Source organism: Niveispirillum fermenti (assembly GCF_048066175.1).
Classification (GTDB): Bacteria; Pseudomonadota; Alphaproteobacteria; order Azospirillales; family Azospirillaceae; genus Niveispirillum; species Niveispirillum fermenti.
The window spans coordinates 68624-94433 of sequence record NZ_JBLTXA010000011.1 but is presented as its reverse complement, the minus strand read 5'-3'; the positions used below and the strand labels follow the sequence as shown (position 1 = coordinate 94433).

Sequence of the window (25810 nt, the reverse complement as noted above, 5' to 3'; positions counted from 1 at the left end):
TATGCGTTTGTTGTTTCTGGGTGACATTGTCGGCCGCAGTGGCCGGGAAGGCGTGCTGCGCCATCTGCCGCAACTGAAGGCGAAGCTGAAACCCGATTTCATCACGGTGAACGGGGAGAATGCGGCCGGTGGCTTCGGCATCACCGAAAAGATCGCCCAGGAACTGTTCGCGGCCGGCGTGGATTGCGTGACGCTGGGCAACCACGCCTGGGACCAGAAGGAATTGCTGTCGCAGATCGACCGGATTCCCCAGCTTGTCCGGCCCATCAACTATCCCGACGGCACGCCGGGCCGCGGCCATACCATCCTGCCCGCCAAGAACGGGCGGCACAAGGTGATGGTGATCAATGCCATGGGCCGCGTCTTCATGGACCCGCTGGACGACCCGTTCCCGCCCGTCGAAAAGGTGTTGAACATCCATCGCCTGGGTGGGGCCCGCATGGGGCCGGCGGGCGTGGATGCCATCATCATGGACATGCATGCGGAGGCCAGCAGCGAGAAGATGATCATGGGCCATGTGCTGGATGGTCGTGTCAGCCTGGTTGTGGGCACCCATTGCCATGTGCCCACGGCCGACCTGCAGATCCTGAACGGGGGCACGGCCTATCAGACCGATGCGGGCATGTGCGGCGATTACGATACCGTGATCGGCATGAAGAAGGATGCTGCCATCTACAAGATGCTGCGCAAGGTGCCCGGTGAGCGTTATTCACCGGGGGAGAACGATGCCACGGTCACGGTCTGCGGCCTGTTCGTTGAAACCGATGACCGGACGGGTCTGGCCAGACGAGCCGAACCGGTGCGCATCGGCGGCCGGCTGGGGCAGAGCCTGCCGGAGGCCTGACCCTTCGCGGAGGCGCGCGCCGCCGCACCCGTTGGCGCGGATACGAAGGGGCATTCTCCATGCCTCTCATTAACCGGTATTCGGCAGCAGCAGGGGGCCGCCGGGCAGGCGGCGCCATTCGTCGTCGGGCAACAGGATTTCCAGCTGCCGTGCCGTTGCGGACAGTTGCGCAAGGGGCAGGATGAAGCCGCAATTCCCATCGCCATGGCCCGCATCCGCCACGTCCCGCCGCTGCCCGTCCGCGATCAGGTCGGCCACGGGGTATCCGTCGGCTTCCACCCGGATGCGGGTGCGGTGGGCAGGTTCCGTCGGATCATATGCCCAGCCGCGCACCGTATCCCCGATAATGCCATCGACCCAGCCTTTGATACGCCCGCTGGGCTGATAGGGCTGCCAGGTGCCGTTGCGCTCGAAAAGTAAGGCGCTGTCGGGGCCGTCGCGGAACGCACGGTGCCGGCGCGCCGCCTCCGCCGGGGTCAGGTCCTGGCCGATCCGCGTCAGATCCATCACCCGGGCCCGCCGGCTGGCCGGTCCTCGCCAATGTTCCCCCGACGGCCTGTCCGGCCAGGGGGCGAGCCCGCGCAGGCAGGGGGACAGCCGGTGCAGCAGTCGCAGCAGTGCGGGCCAGGTCAACTCGTCCAATCCGCGATGGCCGATGCCGGGCGGAATGTCGAAACGGTCCACCGCCAGGATGGGGCCGGAATCGACGGCCGGCTCCATCAGATGGGCGGTCACGCCGAAGCGGGTCGCCCCCTCATAGAGGGCGAGGTGGTTGACGGCTGATCCGGGATAGTCGGGCGGGGCCGGATGCAGATTGATGGCCCCGGCCCCGCAACGGCCCAGCGTCGATAAGGACAGGACATGCCCGAAACCAATGCAGACCAGGCGCACGGAGACGGTCTTGTCCGCGGTCAGCAGATGGTCGACCCCGCTGGGGCTGGTGGCGATCTCCGCCGCCGGTAAGAGCGGGGCCAGAACCGGCGCCAGGACAGCCGAGGTGGCCAGAACCAGCCGGTCGGGCCGGATCGACAGAATATCGGCCGCCGCAAGGGGAGGGGCCACGGGGTCAGGCTCCTCCCCGCTCCTGCGCATAGCGCACAGCTTCCTCTGCCGCCTTGAACAGGGCCATCGCCTTGTTCACGGTCTCCTGATACTCGGCTTCCGGCTCGCTGTCGGCCACGACCCCCCCGCCGGACTGCACATGCATCACCCCATCCTTCAGCACGGCCGTGCGCAGGGCGATGCAGGTATCCATGGTGCCGTTGGCCGCGAAATAGCCGATGCAGCCGCCATAGATGCCGCGTCGGGTCTTCTCCAACTCGTCGATGATCTCCATGGCCCGCACCTTGGGCGCACCCGATACGGTGCCGGCGGGAAAACCGGCAACCAGGGCCTCGATCGGTGTGAACTTCGGGTCCAGCTTTCCTTCCACGTTCGAAACGATGTGCATGACGTGGGAGTAATACTCGATAGTGAACTTTTCCGTTACCGTAACGGTTCCCGTCTGCGACACCCGGCCCACATCGTTGCGCCCCAGGTCCAGCAGCATCAGATGCTCGGCCAGTTCCTTGGGATCGGACAGAAGGTCGGCGGCCAGTTCCTGATCCTCCGCCGCGGTCTTGCCCCGCTTGCGGGTGCCGGCGATGGGGCGGATGGTCACGGTATCGTCGCGCAGCCGCACCAGGATTTCCGGGCTGGAGCCCACGACGGCCAGATCGCCGAAATCCAGGAAGAACAGGAAAGGCGAGGGATTCAGCCGGCGCAACGCCCGGTAAAGGGCGAACGGCGGCAGTTTGAAGGGCACGGAGAAACGCTGGCTGGGCACCACCTGGAAGATGTCGCCGGCCCGGACATACTCCTTCGCCTTCTCCACCACCCCATGATATTCCTGCCGGGCCATGTTGGATGCGGGCGGGGGCAGGGCGGCGATATCCAATGTCGTCTCATGTACCGCCGGTACGGGGCCTTCCAGGTCGGCCACTGATTCCGCCAACCGGGCCTTCGCTGCCGCCAGGGCCGCCTCCGCCGATACGCCTTCCTGCGGGCGCACGGGGGTCACCACGGTCACGACATTGTCGATCCCGTCGAAAATGGCCATCACGGTCGGACGGACCATGATGCTGTCATCAAGGCCCAGATCGTTGTTGTTGCTGTCCGGCAGCTTCTCCATCAGCCGGACCATGTCATAGCCCAGATAGCCGAACAGCCCCGCCGACATGGGCGGCAGTTCGGCCGGCAGGTCGATGCGCGACTCCTCCAGCAACGCTGCCAGCACCTTCAGCGGATTGCCTTCGCACGGGGTGAAGCGGGCCGGATCGACGGCAGCCTGGCGGTTGATCTCCGACCCGGTGCCGCGGCAGCGCCAGATCAGGTCCGGCTTCAGCCCGATCATGGAATAGCGGCCGCGTATCGACCCGCCCGTCACCGATTCCAGCAGGAAGGCGTTGGGACGGTCACGCACCAGCTTCATCATGGCGGAAACGGGTGTGTCCAGGTCACTGACCAGCCGGGTCCACAGCACCTGCGCCGCCCCCGACTGATAGGTGCGGGCAAAGGCGCTTTCATCCGGAAAGGTGCGCACGGCCGTTACTCCTGGCTGCTGCCGTAAAGCTGGTTGATCAGCGTCTGGTTGATCGTGACGCCATAGCGGGTACGCAATGCCGACAGGTACTGCAGGGCCAGCTCCTCCTGCATCGACTGCTGGGTGATGTTGGAAAGCTGCGCGATCTGTGCCGCGGCCTGCACCGTGGCGGGGTCGGCCGGCGTGATGCCGGTCAGCTTGGCAACGACCTGGGCTGCGGGACGCTCGGCCGTGGTGACCGTGCCGATCGGGGCCTTGAACAGGGTCTCCAAGGCGGCCGCCGGAACGATGGCGCTGGCCGCACCTGCCCGCATCAGCGGGTCGACATTCTGGACGATCGCCCCCGTGATCCCGGCGGCGGCATCCTTCGCGGATGCGCCGGCCCTGATCTTTTCCGCCACCTCCTCGGCCTTCTGGCGTGCGGCGGCCTGCTTCTGCTCGGCCTGCCAGTCACCCAGCACCACGGACTTCACCTCTTCCAGCGGTCGCAGCGCCGCCGGCGTCACGGACTGCACATGGACGGCGAAGAAGGCCTCGGTGCCCGCCTCTTCAACGCTGCCGGTCTGACCGGCGGACAGGGAGAAGGCGGATGCCAGGATCTTCTCCCGTTCAGGCAGGGCAGCCCCCTGCTCGGTGCCGTCCGCGTCGGTGCCGCGGCTGTCGATCCCGCCCAGCGTCACCAGACGGGCGCCGACGGCCTGCGCGGCCTCTTCCAGCGGGGTGCCGCCGGCCAACTGGTCCTCCAGCCTGGTCGATACCTCGAACAGCTTGTCGATGGCGCGATCCTGGCGCACATGGGCGGCGATTTCGTCCTTCACGCTATCCAGGCTGCGTTCGCCGCCCGCCTGGATATTGGTGACGACCAGCACATGAAAGCCGAAGTCACTCTGCACGGGGCCGGCCGGCTTGTTGGGTTCCGCCGTGAAGGCCGTATCGGCCAGTTCGGCCGGCAGGTCGGTCTTCAGCATGTCGGGCAGGGCGACGGCTTCCGTACCGGCATCCCTGGCGACATCCGCGATCGGGCGGCCGGCGGCGATGTCCGCCAGAGCCTTGTCGGCGGCGGCCTTGTCGGTGAACACGGCCTGGGTCAGGCTGCGCCGCTCGGGCGTCACATATTCGCCGGCATGGGCGTCGTAATATTCGGCCAGATCCTCGTCGCTGACCTCCACCTCGCCGGCCAGCGCCGCGGCTTCCAGCAGGGCCACCTGCACCGTGCGGTATTCGGGGGCGGTGTAGCGGACCGCCTTGTCCTTGTGGAACGCCTCCAGCGTGGCCTGGTCGGGGGCCGGGGCGTCGGGCATGGCGGTGTTCGATATGGTCACCGCTTCGAAGGTACGGGCCTCGAAACGGTAACGGAACAGCGCTTCCGCCAGGGAGCGCGGCGCCGTGGCGCCGCCGGTGATGGCGCCGATCAGGTCACTGCGCGCCAGATCGCCCCGGACATCCTCCACGAACCCCTGCTCGGTCATGCCGTTCTGCAACAGCAGGGCGCGCATCAGGCCGACATCGAAGTTTCCAAAGGCGTCCTTGAAGGCCGGAACCTTCAATACCTCTTCCATCACCGTACCGTCGGCGATGCGCAAACCCAGGTCATCCGCGGCCTGTGCCAGCAATTCGCGCTGGATGAGCTGTTCCAGCGCGCGTTCGCGCAGGCCGAACTGCCGGGCCTGTTCCTCCGTGAACTCCGGCCCCAGCATCTGGCGCATGCGGCTGAGTTCGGCGCGGTAGGCGCTGTCCAGTTCCTGCGGGGTGATGTTGCGTTCCCCGACCTGGGCGACGCCGGACCGCACGCCCTGCGTGATATCGCCGATGCCCCAGACGGCGAAGCTGATGATCAGGAGGACGAACAGGATCTTGACGACCCAGGAGCCGACGGTGCTGCGGATGATCTGGAGCATGGGGGACGCTTGTGTTCCATCGTATAATCGGCCGCGCACGGGCGCGCGGGCCGTCCGGAGATGCCCGGAAAGCGCGGCATCATAGGGAACCGATCCGACCGGGGCAAGCCCGGGTGGCCGAACAGGCCCATGTCGCGGCCATGCGCGCCCGCGCGCCGCTTGGCGTTTGGAACAGCGGTGGCATCCCCGCATAATGCGCCGGCAACGATCAGGGCCGGCTGACCGGGGGCAACCCGGCCGGGAACGGCGCCTTTCGACAAGAATGTGACAAGAAGATGATGAGGAACGAAATGACCGCACGCCGCTATCTGATCGCCGGTAACTGGAAGATGCATTGCCGGCGCGCCGACGGCACCGCCCTGGCCATCGACCTGGCGACCCGGGTGGGCGCAAAGGCCGACCCGCGATTCGATCTGGTGTTGTGCCCCCCGGCCACGATCGTGGCTGCGGTGGCCCATGGCGTGGCCGGGTCGGCTGTCGCGGTCGGCGGTCAGGATTGCCATGCCGAAATCCAGGGTGCCCATACAGGCGATGTGGCGGCGGAGATGCTGGCCGATGTCGGGGCAAGCCATGTCATCGTCGGCCATTCGGAACGCCGGACCAATCACGGGGAAACCAGCGCCCAGGTGCAGGCCAAGGCTGCCGCCGCCCTGCGGGCCGGGTTGACGGCCATTGTCTGCGTGGGCGAGACGGAGGGCGAGCGTGACGCCGGCCGGGCGGAGACTGTAGTGGCGGAGCAGCTTGCCACCTCGATTCCCGCCGGTGCGACCGCCGGCAATTGTGTCGTGGCCTATGAACCCGTATGGGCCATCGGCACGGGACGCACCCCGACGCTGGCCGACATTGCTGCCATGCATGCCATGATCCGCGGCCGTCTTTCGGGCTTGGTGGAACAGCCCGACGCCGTGCGCATCCTCTATGGCGGTTCGGTGAAGCCGGGCAATGCCGCCGAAATACTGGCCGTGGCGGACGTGGATGGCGCGCTGGTCGGTGGTGCCAGCCTCAAGGCTGATGATTTTTGGGGCATCGCGCAGGCCTGCCCCTGACACTTCGCTCTGGCGAACTGGGGCGGGACCGGTTAAGAAGCGCGACAGATTGATGACGCGGGCGCCGCCGCCTTCCCTGCATAAGGGGAAGCGGGCGGCCTTGCGTTTGGGCGCTTGATGCGCCATCTGCTTGTTGGTTTTCGGCGGTGCGGGTTCCCGTTGCCGTTTTCGACGCGGTTTGCAGGGATTGTTGGGATGCAAGAGATAGTCCTGGTCGTGCATCTGCTGATCACGCTTGCGCTGATCGGTGTGGTGCTGGTGCAGAAGTCCGAGGGCGGTGGCCTGGGCATCGGCGGCGGCACGATGGGCGGCTTCATGTCCGCCCGTGGCAGTGCCAATCTTCTGACCCGCACGACGGCCATCCTGGCCGCCCTGTTCTTCTGCACCAGCCTGATCCTGGCCATCCTGGCCGGCGGTGGTGGCGGCGGCAAGAGCCTGTTCGACAACCTGCCGGCCCCCGGCAGCGAGGCCCCCGCGACCCCTGCCGCCCCGGCCGAACCGACGGTCCCCGTCGGCGAGTAATGCCTTGGCGTCAGGCCCGGTTGATATGGCGAGAGGCGGCAGACATGCCGCCTCTTTCCGTTCGGGCATGAATATGGTGGAATGGGCATCCGTGCCCCGATGTGAAATCCGATAGCAGGATTGGGCCGGAAGGGCCCAACCCGTTGGCATGTTTGGCGAAGGTTAGGGTTCCATGACGCGCTTCATCTTCATCACCGGTGGTGTGGTTTCGTCCCTGGGCAAGGGGTTGGCTTCCGCTGCCCTGGGCGCGCTGCTGCAGGCGCGTGGCTACAAGGTCCGCCTGCGCAAGCTGGACCCCTACCTGAATGTCGATCCCGGCACGATGAGCCCCTATCAGCACGGGGAAGTGTTCGTCACCGATGACGGAGCGGAAACCGACCTGGATCTCGGCCATTACGAGCGTTTCACCGGCGTCCACGCCACCAAGTCGGACAACATCACTACCGGCCGCATCTATTCCAATGTCCTGGCCAAGGAACGCCGCGGCGACTATCTGGGCGCCACGGTACAGGTCATTCCGCACATCACCGACGCCATCAAGGAGTTCATCGCGGCCGACCTGGACGGCGAGGATTTCGTGCTGTGCGAGGTCGGCGGCACGGTCGGCGACATCGAATCGCTCCCCTTCCTGGAGGCCATCCGCCAGTTTGGCAACGAGCGTGGCACGAACAATGTCCTGTTCTGCCATGTCACCCTGGTGCCCTACATCCCGGCGGCCGGCGAGTTGAAGACCAAGCCGACCCAGCATTCGGTCAAGGAACTGCTGTCCGTCGGCATCCAGCCGCAGATGCTGCTGTGCCGCGCCGACCGCGACATTCCCGACAATGAGCGGCGCAAGATCGCCCTGTTCTGCAACATCCAGAAGGAGCGTGTGATCGCCGCCCTGGATGTGGACACGATCTATCAGGTGCCGATCTCCTACCATGAGCAGGGGTTCGACACCGAGGTGCTGAAATATTTCGGGCTGCCGACCGAGAAGGCGCCCGACCTGTCCCGCTGGGAAGAGATCGTGCGCCGCGTGCGCAACCCCGAAGGGGCGGTCACCATCGCCGTAGTCGGCAAATATACGAGCCTGCTGGACGCCTACAAGTCGTTGGGCGAGGCCTTGACCCATGGCGGCATCGCCAACAACGTGAAGGTCAGGCTGGACTGGATCGATGCGGAGATTTTCGAGACCGGCGAAGCCCTGGAGCGTCTGGAAGGGGTTCACGGTATCCTGGTGCCGGGCGGTTTCGGCGAACGCGGAACGGAGGGGAAGATCCGCGCCGTGCAGTTCGCGCGGGAGCACAAGATCCCCTATTTCGGCATCTGCTTCGGCATGCAGATGGCCGTGATCGAAAGCGCCCGGCATCTGGCCGGGCTGGACCATGCCGGTTCGACGGAGTTCGGCAAGCCTGATCCGGCCGTTGTCGGCCTGATGACGGAATGGTTGCAGGGCAACGAATTGGTCCAGCGCCAGGAGGGCGGCGATCTGGGCGGCACGATGCGTCTGGGCTCGTACAATTGCCACCTGGTGGCGGGCTCGCGCGTTGCCGACATCTATGGCGATGAGCAGATCGTCGAGCGTCACCGCCACCGTTACGAGGTGAACATCAATTTCAAGGACAAGCTCGAGCAGGTCGGCCTGAAATTCTCCGGCCTGTCGCCCGACGGTATCCTGCCCGAGATCGTGGAACTGCCCGAGCATCCCTGGTTCGTGGGTGTGCAGTTCCATCCGGAACTGAAGTCCAAGCCCTTCGACCCGCATCCGCTGTTCACCAGCTTCATCGGTGCTGCCATCGCGCAGAGCCGGCTGGTTTGAAGTCTGATACCAACTTGCGATGAGTGAACTCATCGCAAGTTGGCTCGGGGGACAGCAATCCGCTGTTCCATCGATAACACCAGCCTTGTCCGGGAAATGATCGATTTCGTGAAGGTGGAGATTCTCCCCCTTGTAACGCTTGTTCTGGGTTTCTATTTCGGTCGTTTAGAGAGCAACAGGAAAGATCAGGAAAAGTGACCCGCACCGTTACCGTCGGCTCCCTGGCGATCGCCAATGACAAGCCCTTCGTCCTGATTGCGGGCCCGTGCCAGTTGGAAAGCCGCGACCATGCTTTCACCATGGCGGGGGCGCTGTCGGAACTGACGCGCAGGCTGGGTATTGGCCTGATCTATAAGACCAGCTTCGACAAGGCCAACCGCACTTCGGTGTCGGCGCAGCGCGGCCTGGGCATGGACAAGTCTTTGCCGATCCTGGCCGATATCCGGGAGACTTTCGGCTGTCCTGTGCTGACCGACATCCATGCGGCCGAACAGTGCGGGCCCGTGGCAGAGGTGGTGGACGTGCTGCAGATCCCCGCTTTCCTGTGCCGCCAGACCGACCTGCTGCTGGCTGCGGGAGAGACGGGCAAGGCCATCAATGTCAAGAAGGGCCAGTTCCTGGCGCCCTGGGACATGAAGAACGTGGCGGCCAAGATCGCATCGACCGGCAACCACAACATCCTGTTGTGCGAGCGGGGCGCCAGCTTCGGCTATAATACCCTGGTCAGCGACATGCGGTCCCTGCCGATCATGGCGCAGACGGGATATCCCGTGGTCTATGACGCCACCCATTCGGTGCAGCAGCCGGGCGGGCAGGGGACGAGCAGCGGCGGACAGCGGGAGTTCGTGCCCGTACTGGCGCGCGCGGCTGTTGCCATCGGTGTCGCCGCCGTCTTCATGGAGACACACGAGAATCCGGACTGCGCACCCAGCGACGGGCCCAACATGGTGCCGCTGGATCAAATGGAAGGTGTTCTGACCACGATGCTGGCGCTGGACCGCATCGCCAAAGCCGATCCCGTTCGCGTCTAGCTGCATCGGCCGGCCCTCGCCGGCGGCCCCGGTTTGACAAGGCTTCCTGCTTCCCGCACCATCGGATTATAACCAACGGGGTAATCCCCGAAAAAGTGAAGGAAGCATCCATGTCCATTCCGGTGCCCGGCGCCCGTGTGCCGCGGCGGGGCGGGCCAATCTCCCGCGCCGTGGGACGGGTGGGGCTGCGGCTGATGGGCTGGCGGATCGAGGGGGAATATCCCGATCTGCCGCGTTTCGTGACCATCGGTGCCCCGCACAGTTCCAATTATGATTTCATCATCGCCATGGCGGCCGTCCTGGCGTTGGATGTGCGTATCCGCATCCTGGGCAAGCACACGCTGTTCAAGGGACCCCTGGGTCCCATCATGCGCTGGTGCGATGTGCTGCCGGTGGACAGGCGGTCCCCGAACGGTGTGGTGGGCGACTGCGTGGCGGCCATCCGCGACAATGCGCAGACCGTCATCGGCATCGCGCCGGAGGGTACACGCAACCCGGCGCCGGATGCCGGCTGGAAGACAGGCTTTTGGCATATTGCGCGACAGGCCGGCGTCCCGATCATACCTGTCGCGCTGGATTATGCGTCGCGCACGATCCGGATCGGCGCGCCATGGTGGCCCAGCGATGACATGGCGGCCGATTTCGCCTTGCTTTCCGCCTTCTATGCAGGTGTGCAGGGGGCAAAGCGCCGTCTGCCTGATGCCATCGTCCCGCGCCAGCCGGGCAATGCCGGCCCGTCCGGCACGGCGGGGTAGCGGAACTGTCCCTTGTCGCCGGTGACGGTCGGCGTTATCCCCTTCATCCCGTGCTCATGCCCCTGAAAAGGGTTAACGCGATCCTTGCCGAGGAGATTAAGGCCCATGTCCGCCATCATCGACATCCACGCACGCGAAATTCTGGACAGCCGTGGCAACCCGACCGTTGAGGTGGAGGTTCGCCTGGAATCCGGCGCCCTCGGTCGTGCTGCTGTTCCCTCGGGTGCGTCCACGGGTGCGCATGAGGCGGTCGAACTGCGCGATGGCGACAAGAGCCGCTATTTGGGCAAGGGCGTGCTGAAGGCCGTGGAAGCGGTGAACGGCGAAATCTTCGACACGCTGTCGGGTCTGGAATCGACCGACCAGGTCGCCATCGATCAGGCCATGATCGACCTGGACGGCACGCCGAACAAGGCGCGTCTGGGGGCCAATGCCATCCTGGGCGTATCGATGGCCGTTGCCAAGGCCTCCGCCGACGAATTGGACCTGCCGCTCTACCGCTATATCGGCGGTGCCAATGCCCGGATCCTGCCGGTGCCGATGATGAACATCATCAATGGCGGTGCGCATGCCGATAATCCGATCGACATCCAGGAATTCATGATCATGCCCGTGGGGGCGGAGACGGCGACCGATGCCATTCGCGTCGGGGCCGAGATTTTCCACGCCCTGAAGAAGAAGCTGAAGGCTGCCGGGCACAATACTGCCGTGGGCGACGAGGGCGGCTTCGCCCCCAACCTGTCATCGGCCACCGAGGCGCTGGACTTCATCGTGGCCGCCATCGACGATGCCGGCTACAAGGCAGGCGAGAATGTGCTGCTGGCGCTGGACGCCGCCTCCACCGAGTTCTTCAAGGGCGGCAAGTATGAGCTGGAAGGCGAGGGCAAGAGCCTGACCCCGGCCGAGATGGTCGCCTATTGGGCTGATCTGGTTGCCAAATATCCGATCGTCTCCATCGAGGACGGCATGGCCGAGGATGATTGGGATGGCTGGAAGCTGCTGACCGATACGATCGGGTCCAAGGTGCAGTTGGTTGGCGACGATCTTTTCGTTACCAACCCGGCCCGTCTGACCGATGGGATCAAGCAGGGCGTGGGTAATTCCATCCTGGTGAAGGTCAACCAGATCGGTACCCTGACGGAAACCCTGGAAGCCGTCCGCATCGCACAGAATGCCGGCTATACGGCCGTCCTGTCGCACCGTTCGGGCGAGACCGAGGACAGCACCATCGCTGATCTGGCGGTGGCCACCAATTGCGGACAGATCAAGACCGGCTCGCTGTCCCGCTCCGACCGGATCGCCAAGTACAACCAGTTGATCCGTATCGAGGAAGGCCTGGGCGGTGCCGCCGTCTATCCCGGCCGCGATGCGTTGAAGCGCGGCTGATCCTGCCATTACAGCCGATGTGAAGGGGCGGTCCCGTCGGGGCCGCCCCTTTTTTTCCGACGATCGGAGAACAGCCTGCCGGGTGGTCTATCCCGGCCCAGCCCAATGGGTTGGTGCCGTCTCCTCCTTTCGGTCATATTTGCCTGATTTTAAGGGGTTTTCGCGGCTGGCGCTCCTTTTCCCGTTGACCGCGCGACTCGCGCTGTGATTCCATCCCTTCATCATGATGATGCTCTATACACTTCGCTCTGCGCTGGGACGTGCTGTCCGACAGATTGTCGGTCCGGTGATCGGCGTCTCCGTCGTGGCCTACTTCGCCTATCACACCGTGCATGGCGATCGTGGCCTGGTGGCATTGACGCATCTGCAAAGTGAAGTGGCCCGCGCCCAATCCACACTGGATCAGGTGCGCGCGGAACGGGAGGAGCTGGAGCGCCGGACCCGCCTGCTGCGCCCCGACAGCCTGGACCCGGACCTGCTGGATGAGCGCGCCCGTGCCGTGCTGAACCAATCGCACCCGGACGACCTGATCATCCTCCTCCCGCGACGTGCTGCCCCGCAGTGAACGCAGGTCAGCCCCGACCAAGGTCGGTAAGTGCCTGAAATGGCGACGATTAGCCTAAAATGAGTTAAGGCTGATTTTCTCAAGTAAAACAATCTTTTGCACTGCACACCGCTTGCCAAGGTCGGCGTGGGGCGATACCTCTTTATCGCATCGCACAGCGATGGACCTATCGCATCCCCATTTCCTTGGGAGGAGCCAGTGGCAGTCACCAAGCGCCGCACCACCCGTAGCACGGCCCCGAAGGCCCCGGCGCTGCCGGGCAAGGACGAGCTTATCCGCTATTACCGCGACATGCTGCTGATCCGCCGCTTCGAGGAGAAGGCCGGGCAGATGTACGGCATGGGCCTGATCGGTGGCTTCTGCCACCTTTATATCGGGCAGGAAGCCGTCGTGGTCGGCATCCAGGCCGCGATGCGGGAAACCGACAGTGTCATCACCAGCTATCGTGACCATGGCCACATGCTGGCCTGCGGCATGGATGCCAAGGGCGTGATGGCCGAATTGACGGGCCGGGCCGGCGGATATTCCAAGGGCAAGGGCGGCTCCATGCACATGTTCAGCCGCGAGAAGAAGTTCTATGGCGGCCATGGCATCGTCGCGGCGCAGGTGCCGATCGGGGCCGGCCTGGGCTTTGCCCACAAGTATCTGAACGATGGCGGCCTGAATGCCTGCTATATGGGTGACGGCGCGATCAACCAGGGTCAGGTTTACGAGACCTTCAACATGGCAGCACTCTGGAAGCTGCCGACCCTGTTCGTGATCGAGAACAACAAGTACGCCATGGGTACGGCCCAGGCCCGCGCTTCGGCCGGTGAGCTGTATGAGCGCGGCAGCGCTTATGGCATCCCCGGCTATCAGGTGAACGGCATGGACGTGCTGGAGGTGAAGGAGGCGGCCGACAAGGCCATCGCCCATATCCGCGAAGGCAACGGCCCCGTCATCCTGGAGATGAAGACCTACCGCTATCGCGGCCATTCCATGTCGGACCCCGCCAAGTACCGCACCAAGGAAGAGGTCAACAAGATGCGGTCGGAAAGTGACCCGATCGACAATCTGAAGAAGCTGCTGCTGGACAAGGGCATCACCGACGAGGACGCCCTGAAGGTCATCGACCGCGAGGTGAAGGATATTGTCACCGAGGCGGCCGATTTCGCCACCACCAGCCCCGAGCCCGATCCGTCCGAGCTGTGGACGGACGTACTCGTGGAAGCCTGAGCCAGCAGCGGAGGATAATGACATGCCCGTACAGGTCCTGATGCCGGCCCTGTCGCCGACCATGACGGAAGGCAAGCTGGCCAAGTGGCTGAAGAAGGTGGGCGACGCCGTGAAAAGCGGTGACGTGCTTGCCGAGATCGAGACCGACAAGGCGACCATGGAGGTCGAGGCGGTCGATGAAGGCACCATCACGGCGCTGCTGGTGGAGGAGGGCACGGAAAATGTCGCCGTGAACACCCCCATCGCGACCATCGCGGAAGAGGGGGAGGATGCATCGGCCGCTGCATCCCCGGCCTCCCCGCCGCCGCCGCCGGCAGCGGTGAAGGAGGAGGCGCCGGCCGCTTCCGCCCCCGCCGCGGTGGACGCCGCGCCGAAGAAGAAGGAAAGCCCGGCACCGGCCGCGTCGGATGAAGATAAATGGTTCAAGTCCACGCAGACCATGACGGTGCGCGAAGCCCTGCGCGACGCCATGGCCGAGGAAATGCGCGGTGACGAGACGGTTTTCCTGATGGGTGAGGAAGTAGGCGAATACCAGGGCGCCTACAAGATCAGCCAGGGGTTGCTGCAGGAATTCGGCGCCAAGCGCGTCATCGACACGCCGATCACCGAACATGGCTTCGCCGGTCTGGGCGTGGGTGCCGCGTTCGGCGGCCTGCGGCCCATCGTGGAGTTCATGACCATGAACTTCTCGATGCAGGCCATCGACCATATCATCAATTCGGCTGCCAAGACGCTGTACATGTCCGGCGGCCAGATGGGCTGCCCCATCGTGTTCCGCGGTCCCAACGGTGCCGCCGCCCGCGTCGGTGCCCAGCACAGCCAGTGCTATGCCTCGTGGTATGCGCATGTTCCCGGCCTGAAGGTGCTGGCCCCTTACAGCGCCGCCGACGCCAAGGGATTGCTGCGCGCCGCCATCCGTGACCCGAACCCGGTCGTGTTCCTTGAGAACGAGATCATGTACGGGCAGAGCTTCGAAGTGCCGACCGACCCCGACTTCATCCTGCCCATCGGCAAGGCGAAGGTGGAGCGCGCCGGTGCCGACGTGACCATCGTCGCCTATTCGATCTGCGTCGGCCATGCGCTGGCCGCAGCCGAAAAGCTGGCCGAGGACGGGATCGAGGCGGAGGTCATCAACCTGCGCACCATCCGTCCGCTGGATGTCGACACCATCGTCGAAAGCGTCAAGAAGACGAACCGCCTGGTCTCCGTGGAGGAGAGCTGGCCGTTTGCCGGCATCGGTTCGGAGATCGCGGCGGTGATGATGGAACATGCGTTTGATTATCTGGATGCGCCGGTGGTCCGCGTCTGCGCCAAGGATGTGCCGCTGCCCTATGCGGCCAACCTTGAAAAGCTGGCGCTGCCGCAGCCCCACGACATCGTGGCCGCCGCCAAATCCGTCACCTACCGCAAATAAGGCAGAGGGAGGCTAGAGAGATGCCCGTTGATATCCTGATGCCGGCCCTGTCGCCGACCATGACGGAAGGCAAGCTGGCCAAGTGGGTGAAGAAGGAAGGTGATCAGGTCAAGGCCGGCGATGTGCTGGCCGAGATCGAGACCGACAAGGCCACCATGGAGGTGGAGGCCGTGGACGAGGGCACGCTGGGCAAGATCCTGGTGGCTGAAGGGACCGAGGGTGTGGCGGTGAATACCCGCATCGCCGTCATCCTGGAGGAAGGCGAGGACGCAGCCGCGCTGGACGCGGCACCCAAGGCCGCGACCGCCAGGGGGGAGGCGCCCAAGGAAGAGGCTTCCAAGCAAGGGGCGGCCAAGGACGATGCCGGTAAGGCGGCAGCGCCCGCCCAGCAGGAGGCAGCCGCCCCGCAGGTCCGCAAGGACGAGGCCGCATCCACGGGGTCCGACGACCGCGTGTTCGCCAGCCCGCTGGCCCGCCGCATGGCGGCCCAGGCCGGGCTGGACCTGTCGGGCGTGGCCGGTTCCGGCCCGCATGGCCGCATCGTGAAAAGCGATATCGAGGCGGCCCTGTCCAAGGGGACGGCCCCGAAGAAGGCGGATGCCGCGCCGGCTGCCGCCTCTCCGGCCCCGGCCACCGCGCCGGCCGCCGCCTCTCCGGCTGGCGCGCCCAAGGGTGTGGACGCCAAGGCGCTCGCCGACAAGCTGGGCATGAAGTACAAGGTCCTGCCCAACAGCGGCATGCGCAAGACCATCGCCAAGCGCCTGACCGAAGCTTGGCAGACCATCCCGCATTTCGGTCTGGCCGTCGATTGCGAGATCGACAATCTGCTGAAACTGCGCGCCGAACTGAACCAGAAGTCGGGGGAGAAAATCTCCGTCAATGATTTCGTGGTGAAGGCAGTGGCCATCGCGCTGGCCCGCTTCCCGGCGGCGAACGTGTCGTGGCACGAGGATGGCATCCTTCAGTACGAGAATGTCGACGTTTCCGTCGCCGTTTCCACCGATGGCGGCCTGATTACGCCCATCGTGAAGAATGCCGACCGCAAGGGTCTGGCAACCATCTCTGCCGAGGTCAAGGAACTGGCCAGGAAGGCCAAGGAAGGCAAGCTGAAGCCGGAAGAGTTCCAGGGTGGCACGTTCAGCGTGTCCAACCTGGGCATGTTCGGCATCAAGAGCTTCACCTCCATCATCAACCCGCCGCAGAGCTGCATCCTGTCGGTCGGTGCGGGTGAGAAGCGCCCCGTGGTCAAGGGTGACGCCCTGGCGGTTGCCACCGTCATGTCCCTGACCCTGACTGTTGACCACCGTTCGGTCGATGGTGCCGTGGGGGCGGAGTTCCTGAAGCTGCTGAAGGGCCTGATCGAGGACCCGATCACGCTGATGCTGTGACGTGACGTCCGGACGAGGGCAGGGTTTTGACAACGCTGCCCTCGTCCGGCTTTTCAGGGGGCAATGTGGTTGAAGAACACGAAAGGCCCTGTCTGCGTGACGCCACCCCCGCAGACCTGGCCACCATCTTCCGCTTCGTCCGCGACCTGGCCGACTATGAGAAGCTGGCAGACCAGGTCGTGGCGACGGAGGCGGATTTCGGTGCGGCGTTGTTCGGTGACAATCCCCGTGCCTTCGCGCTGATCATCGAAGTGGGTGGCATCCCGGCGGGCTTTGCCCTGTGGTTTTACAATTTCTCCACCTTCCTGGGACGGCACGGCATCTGGATCGAGGATGTCTATGTGGCCCCGCAATTCCGGGGCAGGGGCCTGGGCGGCATGGTGTTCCGCCATCTGGCGCGGCGCGTCGTGGACGAGGGGCTGGGCCGCCTTGAATGGTGGGTGCTGGATTGGAACGAGCCGGCCATCGATTTCTATCAGGGGATCGGGGCCGTGCCGATGGATGAATGGACGGTGCAGCGGGTGACGGGCGAGGCGTTGCTTCGTCTGGCCGGCCAGGCACCCTGACAACGAAGGAAAGCGACAGATCATGGCCGAGAATTTCGACCTCATCGTCATCGGCGCCGGCCCCGGCGGTTATGTCGCCGCCATCCGCGCTGCCCAGTTGGGCCTGAAGACCGCGGTGGTGGAGCGTGAGCATCTGGGCGGCATCTGCCTCAACTGGGGCTGCATCCCGACCAAGGCACTGCTGCGCTCCGCCGAGATCGCGCATTACATCCAGCATTCACAGGCCTATGGCATCAAGGTCGAGGGCAAGGTGACGCTGGACGTGGAAGCCATCGTCAAGCGGTCACGCGGTGTTGCCAACCAGCTTTCGGCCGGCGTGAAAGGCCTGCTGAAGAAGAACAAGGTCACCGTGCTGGACGGTTCGGCCAAGCTGCTGGGCAAGGGCAAGGTCGCCGTCACCGCCAAGGATGGCAAGGTGACCGACGCTGCCGCCAAGCACATCATCATCGCCACCGGTGCCCGTGCCCGCGTGCTGCCGGGGCTGGAACCGGACGGCAAGCTGGTCTGGACCTACAAGGAGGCCATGGTGCCGGCGGCCACGCCGAAGAGCATGCTGGTCATCGGCACCGGCGCCATCGGCGTGGAGTTCGCCTGCTTCTACAATTCCATGGGCGTTGACGTGACCCTGGTGGAGGTGGTGGACCGCATCCTGCCGGTGGAAGACGAGGAAATCAGCGCCTTCGCCGCCAAGGCCTTCACCAAGCAGGGCATCAAGATCAAGACCGGCGCCAAGGTCGTGAAGCTGGACCGCAAGGCCGACAGCGTCACGGCCCATATCGAGGTTGCGGGCAAGGTGGAGACGGTCACGGTCGACCGCATCATCTCCGCCGTCGGCATCGTCGCCAATACCGAGGGGTTGGGCCTGGAGAATACCAAGGTCAAGCTGGATCGCGGCCACATCGTCAATGACGGTTATGGTCGTACCGACGAGCCGGGCGTCTATGCCATCGGCGACGTGGCCGGTGCCCCCTGGCTGGCGCACAAGGCCAGCCACGAGGGTATCATCTGCGTGGAGAAGATCGCCGGCCTGGAGGATGTCCATCCGATGGACAAGACCAACATCCCCGGCTGCACCTATTCCTTCCCGCAGGTGGCCTCGGTCGGCCTGACGGAGGCCAGGGCCAAGGCCGCCGGGCATGAGGTGAAGGTGGGCCGCTTCCCCTTCATCGGCAATGGCAAGGCCATCGCGCTGGGTGAGCCGGAGGGCCTGGTCAAGACCGTGTTCGATGCCAAGACCGGCGAATTGCTGGGCGCACACATGATCGGCGCGGAAGTGACCGAACTGATCCAGGGCTACACGATCGGCAAGACGGCGGAACTGACGGAAGCGGAATTCATGCATACCGTCTTCCCGCACCCGACTCTGTCGGAAATGATGCATGAATCGGTACTGGCCGCCTATGGCCGCGCCATCCATTATTGATGGCTCGCCAGCTCGCAAGCGGCGTTGAGCTTTGCGGTGCTGGATGGTTTTATTGACAGGGGCGGTCGCAGGACCGCCCCTGTTGCTTTTCAGATGGCGGAAGAGGGCGTGCGGTTCCGTGATGCCTGCTTGGATATCGGTGCCGGCCGCCGGGCGGCCGCACGCATGACCGGGTTCACCCGCGCTTGCCTGCTGCTGCTCCGGGCCAGCATCTTGCTGCTGCTGGCATGCAGCCTTTTGCGCTGGGTGCCCGGTGGCTGGGGCGTGCCGGATCATCTGCGGATCGGCCTGTTATGGCTTGCCCTGCCGCTTCTGGTCGTGACGATGACGGCGCGCCGCTGGCTGTTGCTGGTCCCGCTGGGTTTGTCGGTGCTGGTCAATGCTGCCCTGGTGTTCCCGACATGGCTTTCACCGGCGGCCGGGCAGGGAGCATCCGTCACGTTGCTGCACACCAATGTCTGGAACCAGAACCCGTCGATGGACGCCTGGGCGGCGCTGGTGCGCGAACGGCGGCCGGATCTGGCTGTCGTGCTGGAGCGCCATTACCACCATCAGGCCTATGCCTGGGCGGTCCAGCTTGCCGAAATCCTGCCCTACCACGCGGATTGCGGCATATCCGACTGCGGCAACAATGTTCTGTCCCGCTGGCCCCTGCGACAGATCGGCGTGACCACCAGCCCCTGGCACGATGCGCCGACACGGCCCAGCTTCCTGGCCGTCAGGGTGGAACGGCCGGAAGGGCCGTTCACCCTGGTCACGGCCCACCTTTCCCGCCCCTTTGACCGGCCGGTGCAGGAGGCGCAGGTGGATTGGCTGCTGGACCGGTTGCGGGAGATGCCGCCGCCCGTCCTGCTGGCGGGTGATTTCAACGCGGCCCCCTGGTCCCCGCTGATGCGCCGCATCATGCGCGACGCGGGTTTGGTCCGGCTGTCAGTCACGGGGCCGACCTGGCCCAGCGGCTGGCTCCTGCCGTTCGGTATCCCGATCGACCATGTTCTGGGCGGATCGGGGATCGGGGCGGGCGGGCAGGTGCTGGTCCTGCGCGATGTCGGGTCCGATCACCGCCCGGTGCTGGTCCGGTTCACGCTGCCGGCCGCCGATGCGGGCACCCGCAGCGATTGACAGCCGGCTTCACCCCACCCCTGCCCTGGCCAGGGCAGGGGGATCAGGCAGGGGGTTCAGGGCAGGGGGGCGGTGACGATGTCCGCGGTGGTGGATACGGCCGTCGCTGCCACGTCGACAGTGGCCCCCGCGACCGTCCCCACAGCCGATGCCGTCGTCGTCACGACGGAGCATCCGCCCAGCAGGCCGGCAGCCATGCAGGACAGAAACAGAAACCGCCACCGTGTCCGCCGCATCATGCCGCCCCGCCAGAAATGTTCCCCGCTGATCTATCGCGGTTGCCCGGCTGTGGCAAACCCCAATCGCGCCGGGCTCATCGGGCCTTGCAGACCAGATAACCCAGTGCCGGTACGGTGACGCGATAGCTTCCGGGGGCCGCACTGCGAGGCGCGCATTCTCCATGAAGCGCCTTCCAGTCCATCGACGCCGTTTCCACCTGCAAGGTGGCCGACAGCGGTTCCTTGGCGCTGTTGAACACGACCAGCGTTTCCCCGGACCCTTCCAGCAGGCGGGAGAAGCCGAACAGGCCCGGCCCCTTTTCCGTTGCAATGCGGGTGACCTGATCGCCCCGGCGCAGGGCGGGATCGGCATGCCTGGTGCGCGCCATCGCGGCGATGGCTTGGTACAGCGGGTGCTGTCTGTCGAAATTCGATACGGCCGTGCTGCCGGTCGATCCGATCAGCCGGTTGTCGTTGTAGCTGTCCACCCGGCTGGGGAACATGTCCTCCCGCGAGGGCTGGTCACCCTCGCCCTCCCCGGTGAAGCCCTGTTCGTCACCGTAGTAAAGGGCAGGCACGCCGCGGCTATGCAGCAGCATGGCATTGGCCAGGATGGTCCGGTTCAGCAGTTCGGCTTCCGATGCATCGGGGTTGGCGCTGCGCAGCGTGCGGCCAAGACGCAGCACGTCATGGTTGCCGATCAGTGTCACCAACTGCCGGGCTGTCGCCTCGCCTTCCTTGTAAAGCGCGTCGCCCCGGAACACCTGCGCCAGTTGCTCCGTCGGCGCGCCCTTGGCCACAACGTCGGCAATGGCCTTCTGCAAGGCGAAGTCATTCACGGACGGCAGCCCATCCACATGGGTGAAGCGCGCCAGTTCACCGGGGTCGAATTCCATCACCTCGCCGAAAATGTGGAAATCCTTTATGCCGCGTGCCGCGGCCCGCGCCTGCATGGCGGGGATGAAGGCCTGCCAGAATTCCGGGTTCACATGGCGGGCCGTGTCGATCCGGAAACCATCGATGGCGAACTCGTCGATCCACTGGCCATAGATGTCGATGAAACCCTGTACGACGCGGGGATGTTCGGTCATCACATCATCCAGGCCCGCGAAATCGCCGAACAGCGAACTCTCACCCTTGAAAGTGCTTTCGCCGCGATTGTGGTAATAGGCGATATCGTTGAGCCAGGCCGGGTTCTTGGCATTCTTCTCCGCCTCCGGCACGAAGGGGGTGTAGGCGTAGTCCATGCGTGTCAGACGGGCGAAATTCGCTGCCGACTGGCCACCGGCCCCCACACCCGTGAACCCGTCATTGATCGGCGCGCCCGCCAGCCCGCCCCGCCGGCTGTAGGGGAATTCCGCATGGTCGCGGTAGGCGCAGCCGGTGTCCGGACATTCACGATAGCTGATGACGTCGGCGGTATGGTTGACGACGATGTCCAGATAGATCTTGAAACCCTTGGCGCGGGCGGCATCGACGAATGCCTTGTAATCGGCCTTGGTGCCCAGATGCGGATCGATATCCAGGAAATCCAGCGCCCAATAGCCGTGATAACCGGCCGATTGCGCATCGCCCAGCCCCTGCACGGGCTTGTTCTTGAATACGGGCGTCAGCCAGATCGCCGTCACGCCCAGATCACGGATATAATCCAGCCGCTGGATGACCCCCTGCAGGTCGCCGCCATGGTAGAAACCCTTATGGGTCGGGTCATAGCCCGTCACGTCGGGGCCGCCGGTCAGCCCGCCGCGATCATTGGACGGGTCGCCATTCTCGAACCGGTCCGGCATGATCAGATAGATGATTTCATCTTCCGGTACGCGCTGGGCCGGCGGGGCCGGATCGGCCAGGCCCGGCATGGGCAGGGCGTGCAGCATCAGGGCCGCCGCGGCAATCGCGGCGGAACGGCGGGTTCCGTATGTCATGCGGTTTCTCTCCCAGTTTCTCGCCGGCCTTATCGGGCCGGTCCTGCCGCCCCCATGGTTGGTGTCGGGGACACCGCCCGTCAAGCCGGCATCGCCCCGGCTTGGACTGAATTCGTATGTGTCGCGGTGCAAATCGGTAATTTCGTTACAATCGTCCGCCTTGCAGGCCAAGCGGGGGAGGGTGGCGACACGCCGCGCTTGGTTCAGGGCCAAGGGCGTCTTATGTTCGGGGGGCAGGCAATCCCAAGGTCAGGCCCATGACGATCGAAGACACCCGCGTCCGCCATCCGGAAAAGGCCAAGCGCCCGGACAATCCGATCCTGCGCAAGCCTGAATGGCTGCGCGTCAAGGCACCGACCAGCCGCGAATATGCCGAAACGCGCGACCTGATGCGCGGGCTGAAGCTGCATACCGTGTGCGAGGAGGCGGCCTGCCCCAATATCGGCGAATGCTGGAAGAAGAAGCACGCCACCTTCATGATCCTGGGCGCCATCTGCACCCGTGCCTGTGCCTTCTGCAACGTGGCCACGGGCAAGCCGCTGTCGCTGGACCCGCACGAGCCGGAGAAGGTGGCCGATGCCGTGGGCGGGCTTGACCTGGAGCATGTCGTCATCACTTCGGTCGATCGCGACGACCTGCCCGATGGCGGTGCGGAGCATTTCGCCCGCACCATCCGCGCCATCCGCCAGACGGCCCCGCGCACCACGATCGAGATTCTGACGCCCGATTTCATGCGCAAGCCCGGCGCCATTGAACTGGTGGCGCAGGCGCGGCCGGATGTGTTCAACCACAATCTGGAAACCGTGCCGCGCCTTTATCCGACCATCCGCCCCGGTGCGCGTTATTTCACCTCGCTGGCCTTGCTGCAAAGGGTGAAGGAGGTGGACCCGACCATCTTCACAAAGTCCGGCATCATGGTCGGCCTGGGCGAAACGAAGGACGAGGTGGGGCAGGTGATGGATGATCTGCGCGCCGCTGACGTGGATTTCCTGACCATCGGCCAGTATCTGGCGCCCACGCCCAAGCATGCCCCGGTGGACCGGTTCGTGACACCTGACGAGTTCGCCAGCTATGCCACCATGGCGCGCGGCAAGGGCTTCCTGATGGTGTCCAGCAGCCCGCTGACCCGCAGTTCCTATCATGCCGGGGACGATTTCCGTAAATTGCGCGCTGCGCGGGAGGCCAAGCTGGCCGGTGCCCGTCCGGCCGCCGAATGACGCGGTCCTGACCCACCGATGCCGACGCATGCCGAGCGGCGCATCCTGCCGCACACGCCGGAGCAGCTCTACGCGCTTGTCGCCGATGTGGAGCGCTATCCCGAATTCCTGCCCTGGGCCGTGGCCTGCCGCGTGCGCAAACGGCAGGACAATGTCATCTGGGCCGATCTTGTGATCGGGTTCAAGATGGTTCGTGAGCGCTTCACCTCCAAGGTGACGCTGAACCCCGATCTCCTGCGCATCGATGTGGAATATGCCGAGGGGCCGTTCCACTACCTGAACAACCATTGGGTCTTCGAACCGCATCCGGACGGCTGCGTCGTTGATTTCTATGTGGATTTCGAATTCAGGAACAAGGTGCTGCAGACCATCATCGGCGCCCTGTTCAACGAAGCCGTGAAGCGCATGGTGGCCGCGTTTGAGACCCGGGCCAAGCAGCTTTACGGCGCCAGGGACTGAAAGCGGCGGCCGGCATCGACGCTTGCGTCCGGTCTGGTCCGGCTCACCCTCCGCTCAATGCCGGCTGGGCATGATCGTGTCGGCTTCCTGCTCCACCCGGATGCGCGGACGCACGGGTGCCGCGAATGCATCGGACAGCCAGAGCGAGGCGGCCCGCCAGGGACCATGCAGCTCCATCTGGTGCAGCCGATAGAGAAGGGCATGGCCCAACTGTGCCAGCCGGCCTTCGATGAATCCCCCCTTGAACAGGCCGTCGCGGCCCAGGGTGCCGAATGTATTGTAATGGCCCAGCGACACCAGCTTGCCCTGATCCTGGAATTGAAACGGTTCCGGGGGCCGGCCGTCAAGGAAGGCGGGAAACTGCCGGGCCAGATGCAGCGCCTGCTGCCTGGCCACCTGCGCGGTAGGCGGCAGGGGGCGTTCAGCGCCGGCCGGGGTCAGGCTGGCGCAGTCGCCCAGCGCGAACACATCGTCGCGCACCGTGGTCTGGAGGGTGGGCCGCACGATGATCTGGCCGGTCGGGCTGTGCTCGAACATATTCCCCGTCTGCACGGCTTCCGACGCCTTCACGCCGGCGGCCCATACCCGCAGCGTGGCGTCGATCCGTGATCCGTCCTCCAGCGCAAAGCCGTCGGCATCCGCCTCGGCCACACGGACATTCTCCCGCACCTCCACACCGATGCGGCGCAACTGGCGGGTTGCGGCCTGTGCGACCTCCTCGGGGAAGGCGGCCAGGATGCGGGGGCCGCTTTCCAGCAGCATCAGGTCCAGTTGCGGGCGCAGATCACCGATGCCATAGGAACGGGCGACTTCCAGCAGACGGGCGATTTCCGCCGCCAGTTCCACACCTGTGGCCCCACCGCCGACGATGGCGACGCGCAGCGGGCGGCCTTGGTCCAGCATGCGCAGCAGTTCCTCGTAAAGCCGCTGATTGAATGTTTCCGCCTGAGTCAGGTCATCGATGAACAGACAGTGGCGGGCGACGCCGGGCGTGTCGAAATCATTGGCCTTGCTGCCGGCGGCCAGGACCAGTGTGTCGTAATGGTGCTGCCGCTCACTCAGCAGCACCTGCCCGGCGGGGTTCAGCAAGGGCTGTACCGTCACGGACTGCGCGTCCGTATCGATCTCGCCCAGCGCACCGGGCAGAAAGCGAAAGCCCGTTTGTGCGCCATGGGTCACGAAGGGGATGCGCCGTTGCTGCGCGTTGGCCGTGCCCGCCGCGAAGGTATGCAACATCGGCTTCCAGACATGGGACGGCGCCTTGTCCACCAAGGTCACATCGGCCAGTTCGGCCCGGCCCAGCCGGGTTGCCAGCAGCAATCCGGCGATGCCGCCGCCGACGATGATGACGTGGTGCTTCGGGCGTCGCGTCATGGCTTTACTCCGTTCAGGCAGGATCAGGCCTGAAGGAAACACCGTCGGCCATGGGCGGTTCCGCCCGCGCCTTTCCCGATGGTGCCGTTATCCGCGCCCTTCCATCAAATCGCGGATGCGGGCCAGATGCTGGCAGGCCCGGCCCACGCCCAGCAGCAGCACCCCCAGCAGCAGGCCGACCAGCGCCGGTCCGTAGGTTTCCGGCGTCGGCGCGATCAGCATGAACAGCGAAACGATCAGTGCCGCTGCGCCGAAGAAGTAAAGGACCAGGGCGGTGATGGAACGGCGTTGCTCCATCTCAGCCCTCCATCGCGCAGGCGGCGGGCGCTCGCGGCGCCGCATCGGCGGCGAAAACCTCCTCGAACGCCGCCCTCATGGCCATATCCACTTCGACCATGCTCACCATATGCCCCAGGGCGGCAAGGGATGTGACGCCATGTTCGCGGATGCCGCAGGGCACGATACCACCGAAATGCGTCAGGTCGGGCTCCACATTCAGCGATACACCATGGAAGCTGACGCCCCGCCGCACGCGCACGCCGATGGCGGCGATCTTGTTCTCGACGCCGGGCTGTCCATAGGGGGCCATGTCGACCCAGACGCCGACCCGGCCGCACCGCCGTTCACCCTTCACGGCGAACTGGGCCAGGGTGCGGATCAGCCATTCCTCCAGCCGCCAGACGAAATCATGCAGGTCGCCGCCGCGGGCCTGCACGTCCAGCATAACATAGCCGATGCGCTGGCCGGGGCCATGATAGGTATATTGCCCGCCGCGTCCCGCCTGGAACACGGGAAAGCGCATGGGCGTCAGCAGGTCGCCTGCCCTGGCCGAGGTGCCGGCCGTGTAAAGGGGGGGATGTTCCAGCAGCCAGACCGTCTCCGGCGCGATGCCGGCCCGGATATCGGCCACGCGGGCTTCCATGAAGGACAGGGCATCGGGATATTCGACATTCCGGTCGCTGATCCGCCACTCGATCATGATCTGGCAATTTCCGAAGCTGGGGGCAGGCTCGCTGCCTATTTAGGCGAATTTCCCGCCATCACCAATGGGCAATCCCGGCAA

At 65.1% G+C, this 25810-nt stretch carries 24 protein-coding genes; 16 read left to right on the top strand and 8 right to left on the bottom strand.

The annotated features are described in order from the left end of the window. Position 1 precedes the first annotated feature (1 nt). The gene (locus ACM9LZ_RS13390; protein WP_416619978.1) at positions 2-844 is read left to right on the top strand and encodes a TIGR00282 family metallophosphoesterase; all 843 of its coding nucleotides are present in this window, start codon (positions 2-4) and stop codon (positions 842-844) included. 69 nt (positions 845-913) lie between these two features. Here ACM9LZ_RS13390 and ACM9LZ_RS13385 read toward each other — a convergent pair whose 3' ends face one another. From ACM9LZ_RS13385 to ACM9LZ_RS13375, 3 genes are read right to left on the bottom strand one after another with little or no spacing between them, the layout of a single operon-like run. Then, positions 914-1906, bottom strand: a complete 993-nt coding sequence (locus ACM9LZ_RS13385; RefSeq protein WP_416619977.1) for a formyltransferase family protein — start codon at positions 1904-1906, stop codon at positions 914-916. Between the two features lie 4 nt (positions 1907-1910). Further along, positions 1911-3425, bottom strand: coding sequence for an anthranilate synthase component I (gene trpE / locus ACM9LZ_RS13380; RefSeq protein ID WP_416619976.1), 1515 nt, complete (start codon positions 3423-3425; stop codon positions 1911-1913). 5 nt (positions 3426-3430) lie between these two features. Then, positions 3431-5323, bottom strand: coding sequence for a peptidylprolyl isomerase (locus ACM9LZ_RS13375; protein ID WP_416619975.1), 1893 nt, complete (start codon positions 5321-5323; stop codon positions 3431-3433). 290 nt (positions 5324-5613) lie between these two features. Here ACM9LZ_RS13375 and tpiA point away from each other — a divergent pair, with 290 nt between their 5' ends. The 13 genes from tpiA (at position 5614) to ACM9LZ_RS13310 (ending at position 19557) form a co-directional block, all read left to right on the top strand. After that, the gene (gene tpiA, locus ACM9LZ_RS13370; protein ID WP_416619974.1) at positions 5614-6369 is read left to right on the top strand and encodes a triose-phosphate isomerase; all 756 of its coding nucleotides are present in this window, start codon (positions 5614-5616) and stop codon (positions 6367-6369) included. 195 nt (positions 6370-6564) lie between these two features. Next, the gene (gene secG, locus ACM9LZ_RS13365; protein ID WP_416619973.1) at positions 6565-6891 is read left to right on the top strand and encodes a preprotein translocase subunit SecG; all 327 of its coding nucleotides are present in this window, start codon (positions 6565-6567) and stop codon (positions 6889-6891) included. Positions 6892-7063: 172 nt separating this feature from the next. Beyond that, positions 7064-8692 carry a CTP synthase gene (locus ACM9LZ_RS13360; protein WP_416619972.1) on the top strand — a complete coding sequence of 543 codons (1629 nt, stop codon included), beginning with the start codon at positions 7064-7066 and terminating at the stop codon, positions 8690-8692. A 194-nt stretch (positions 8693-8886) separates the two neighbouring features. Further along, on the top strand, positions 8887-9723 hold the full coding sequence (kdsA, locus tag ACM9LZ_RS13355; RefSeq protein ID WP_416619971.1) for a 3-deoxy-8-phosphooctulonate synthase: 837 nt from the start codon (positions 8887-8889) through the stop codon (positions 9721-9723). Between the two features lie 110 nt (positions 9724-9833). Next, positions 9834-10478: a lysophospholipid acyltransferase family protein gene (locus tag ACM9LZ_RS13350; protein ID WP_416619970.1), complete on the top strand. Its 645-nt coding sequence runs from the start codon at positions 9834-9836 to the stop codon at positions 10476-10478. A gap of 105 nt (positions 10479-10583) precedes the next feature. Further along, positions 10584-11864 carry a phosphopyruvate hydratase gene (gene eno, locus ACM9LZ_RS13345; protein WP_416619969.1) on the top strand — a complete coding sequence of 427 codons (1281 nt, stop codon included), beginning with the start codon at positions 10584-10586 and terminating at the stop codon, positions 11862-11864. Positions 11865-12087: 223 nt separating this feature from the next. Continuing rightward, on the top strand, positions 12088-12429 hold the full coding sequence (locus ACM9LZ_RS13340; RefSeq protein WP_416619968.1) for an FtsB family cell division protein: 342 nt from the start codon (positions 12088-12090) through the stop codon (positions 12427-12429). A 198-nt stretch (positions 12430-12627) separates the two neighbouring features. Then, positions 12628-13644, top strand: a complete 1017-nt coding sequence (pdhA, locus tag ACM9LZ_RS13335; RefSeq protein ID WP_416619967.1) for a pyruvate dehydrogenase (acetyl-transferring) E1 component subunit alpha — start codon at positions 12628-12630, stop codon at positions 13642-13644. 22 nt (positions 13645-13666) lie between these two features. Beyond that, positions 13667-15058, top strand: coding sequence for a pyruvate dehydrogenase complex E1 component subunit beta (locus ACM9LZ_RS13330; RefSeq protein ID WP_416619966.1), 1392 nt, complete (start codon positions 13667-13669; stop codon positions 15056-15058). A gap of 20 nt (positions 15059-15078) precedes the next feature. After that, entirely contained in the window at positions 15079-16446 is a 1368-nt protein-coding gene (locus tag ACM9LZ_RS13325) for a pyruvate dehydrogenase complex dihydrolipoamide acetyltransferase (RefSeq protein ID WP_416619965.1), read from the top strand. Between the two features lie 65 nt (positions 16447-16511). Continuing rightward, positions 16512-17012 carry a GNAT family N-acetyltransferase gene (locus tag ACM9LZ_RS13320; RefSeq protein ID WP_416619964.1) on the top strand — a complete coding sequence of 167 codons (501 nt, stop codon included), beginning with the start codon at positions 16512-16514 and terminating at the stop codon, positions 17010-17012. 22 nt (positions 17013-17034) lie between these two features. Continuing rightward, positions 17035-18435 carry a dihydrolipoyl dehydrogenase gene (lpdA, locus tag ACM9LZ_RS13315; protein ID WP_416619963.1) on the top strand — a complete coding sequence of 467 codons (1401 nt, stop codon included), beginning with the start codon at positions 17035-17037 and terminating at the stop codon, positions 18433-18435. 165 nt (positions 18436-18600) lie between these two features. Beyond that, entirely contained in the window at positions 18601-19557 is a 957-nt protein-coding gene (locus ACM9LZ_RS13310) for an endonuclease/exonuclease/phosphatase family protein (protein ID WP_416619962.1), read from the top strand. Between the two features lie 56 nt (positions 19558-19613). Here the strand turns inward: ACM9LZ_RS13310 and ACM9LZ_RS13305 are convergent, their stop codons facing one another. Further along, on the bottom strand, positions 19614-19796 hold the full coding sequence (locus tag ACM9LZ_RS13305; RefSeq protein WP_416619961.1) for a hypothetical protein: 183 nt from the start codon (positions 19794-19796) through the stop codon (positions 19614-19616). 74 nt (positions 19797-19870) lie between these two features. Continuing rightward, positions 19871-21697: an alpha-amylase family glycosyl hydrolase gene (locus tag ACM9LZ_RS13300; RefSeq protein WP_416619960.1), complete on the bottom strand. Its 1827-nt coding sequence runs from the start codon at positions 21695-21697 to the stop codon at positions 19871-19873. A 257-nt stretch (positions 21698-21954) separates the two neighbouring features. On the opposite strand from ACM9LZ_RS13300, the gene lipA reads away from it, so the two are divergent. Both lipA and ACM9LZ_RS13290 read left to right on the top strand, forming a co-directional pair. Continuing rightward, complete coding sequence (lipA, locus tag ACM9LZ_RS13295) at positions 21955-22914, top strand: lipoyl synthase (protein ID WP_416619959.1); 960 nt, start codon at positions 21955-21957, stop codon at positions 22912-22914. Between the two features lie 18 nt (positions 22915-22932). Continuing rightward, a complete protein-coding gene (locus ACM9LZ_RS13290; protein ID WP_416619958.1) occupies positions 22933-23373 on the top strand; it encodes a type II toxin-antitoxin system RatA family toxin in 441 nt (146 codons plus the stop codon). Positions 23374-23427: 54 nt separating this feature from the next. On the opposite strand, the gene ACM9LZ_RS13285 is transcribed toward ACM9LZ_RS13290, so the two are convergent. The 3 genes from ACM9LZ_RS13285 to lipB form a co-directional block, all read right to left on the bottom strand. Beyond that, positions 23428-24747, bottom strand: coding sequence for an NAD(P)/FAD-dependent oxidoreductase (locus ACM9LZ_RS13285; RefSeq protein ID WP_416619957.1), 1320 nt, complete (start codon positions 24745-24747; stop codon positions 23428-23430). 87 nt (positions 24748-24834) lie between these two features. Beyond that, the gene (locus tag ACM9LZ_RS13280; RefSeq protein ID WP_416619956.1) at positions 24835-25044 is read right to left on the bottom strand and encodes a hypothetical protein; all 210 of its coding nucleotides are present in this window, start codon (positions 25042-25044) and stop codon (positions 24835-24837) included. Between the two features lies 1 nt (position 25045). Then, positions 25046-25726, bottom strand: coding sequence for a lipoyl(octanoyl) transferase LipB (lipB, locus tag ACM9LZ_RS13275; protein WP_416619955.1), 681 nt, complete (start codon positions 25724-25726; stop codon positions 25046-25048). Positions 25727-25810 lie beyond the last annotated feature (84 nt).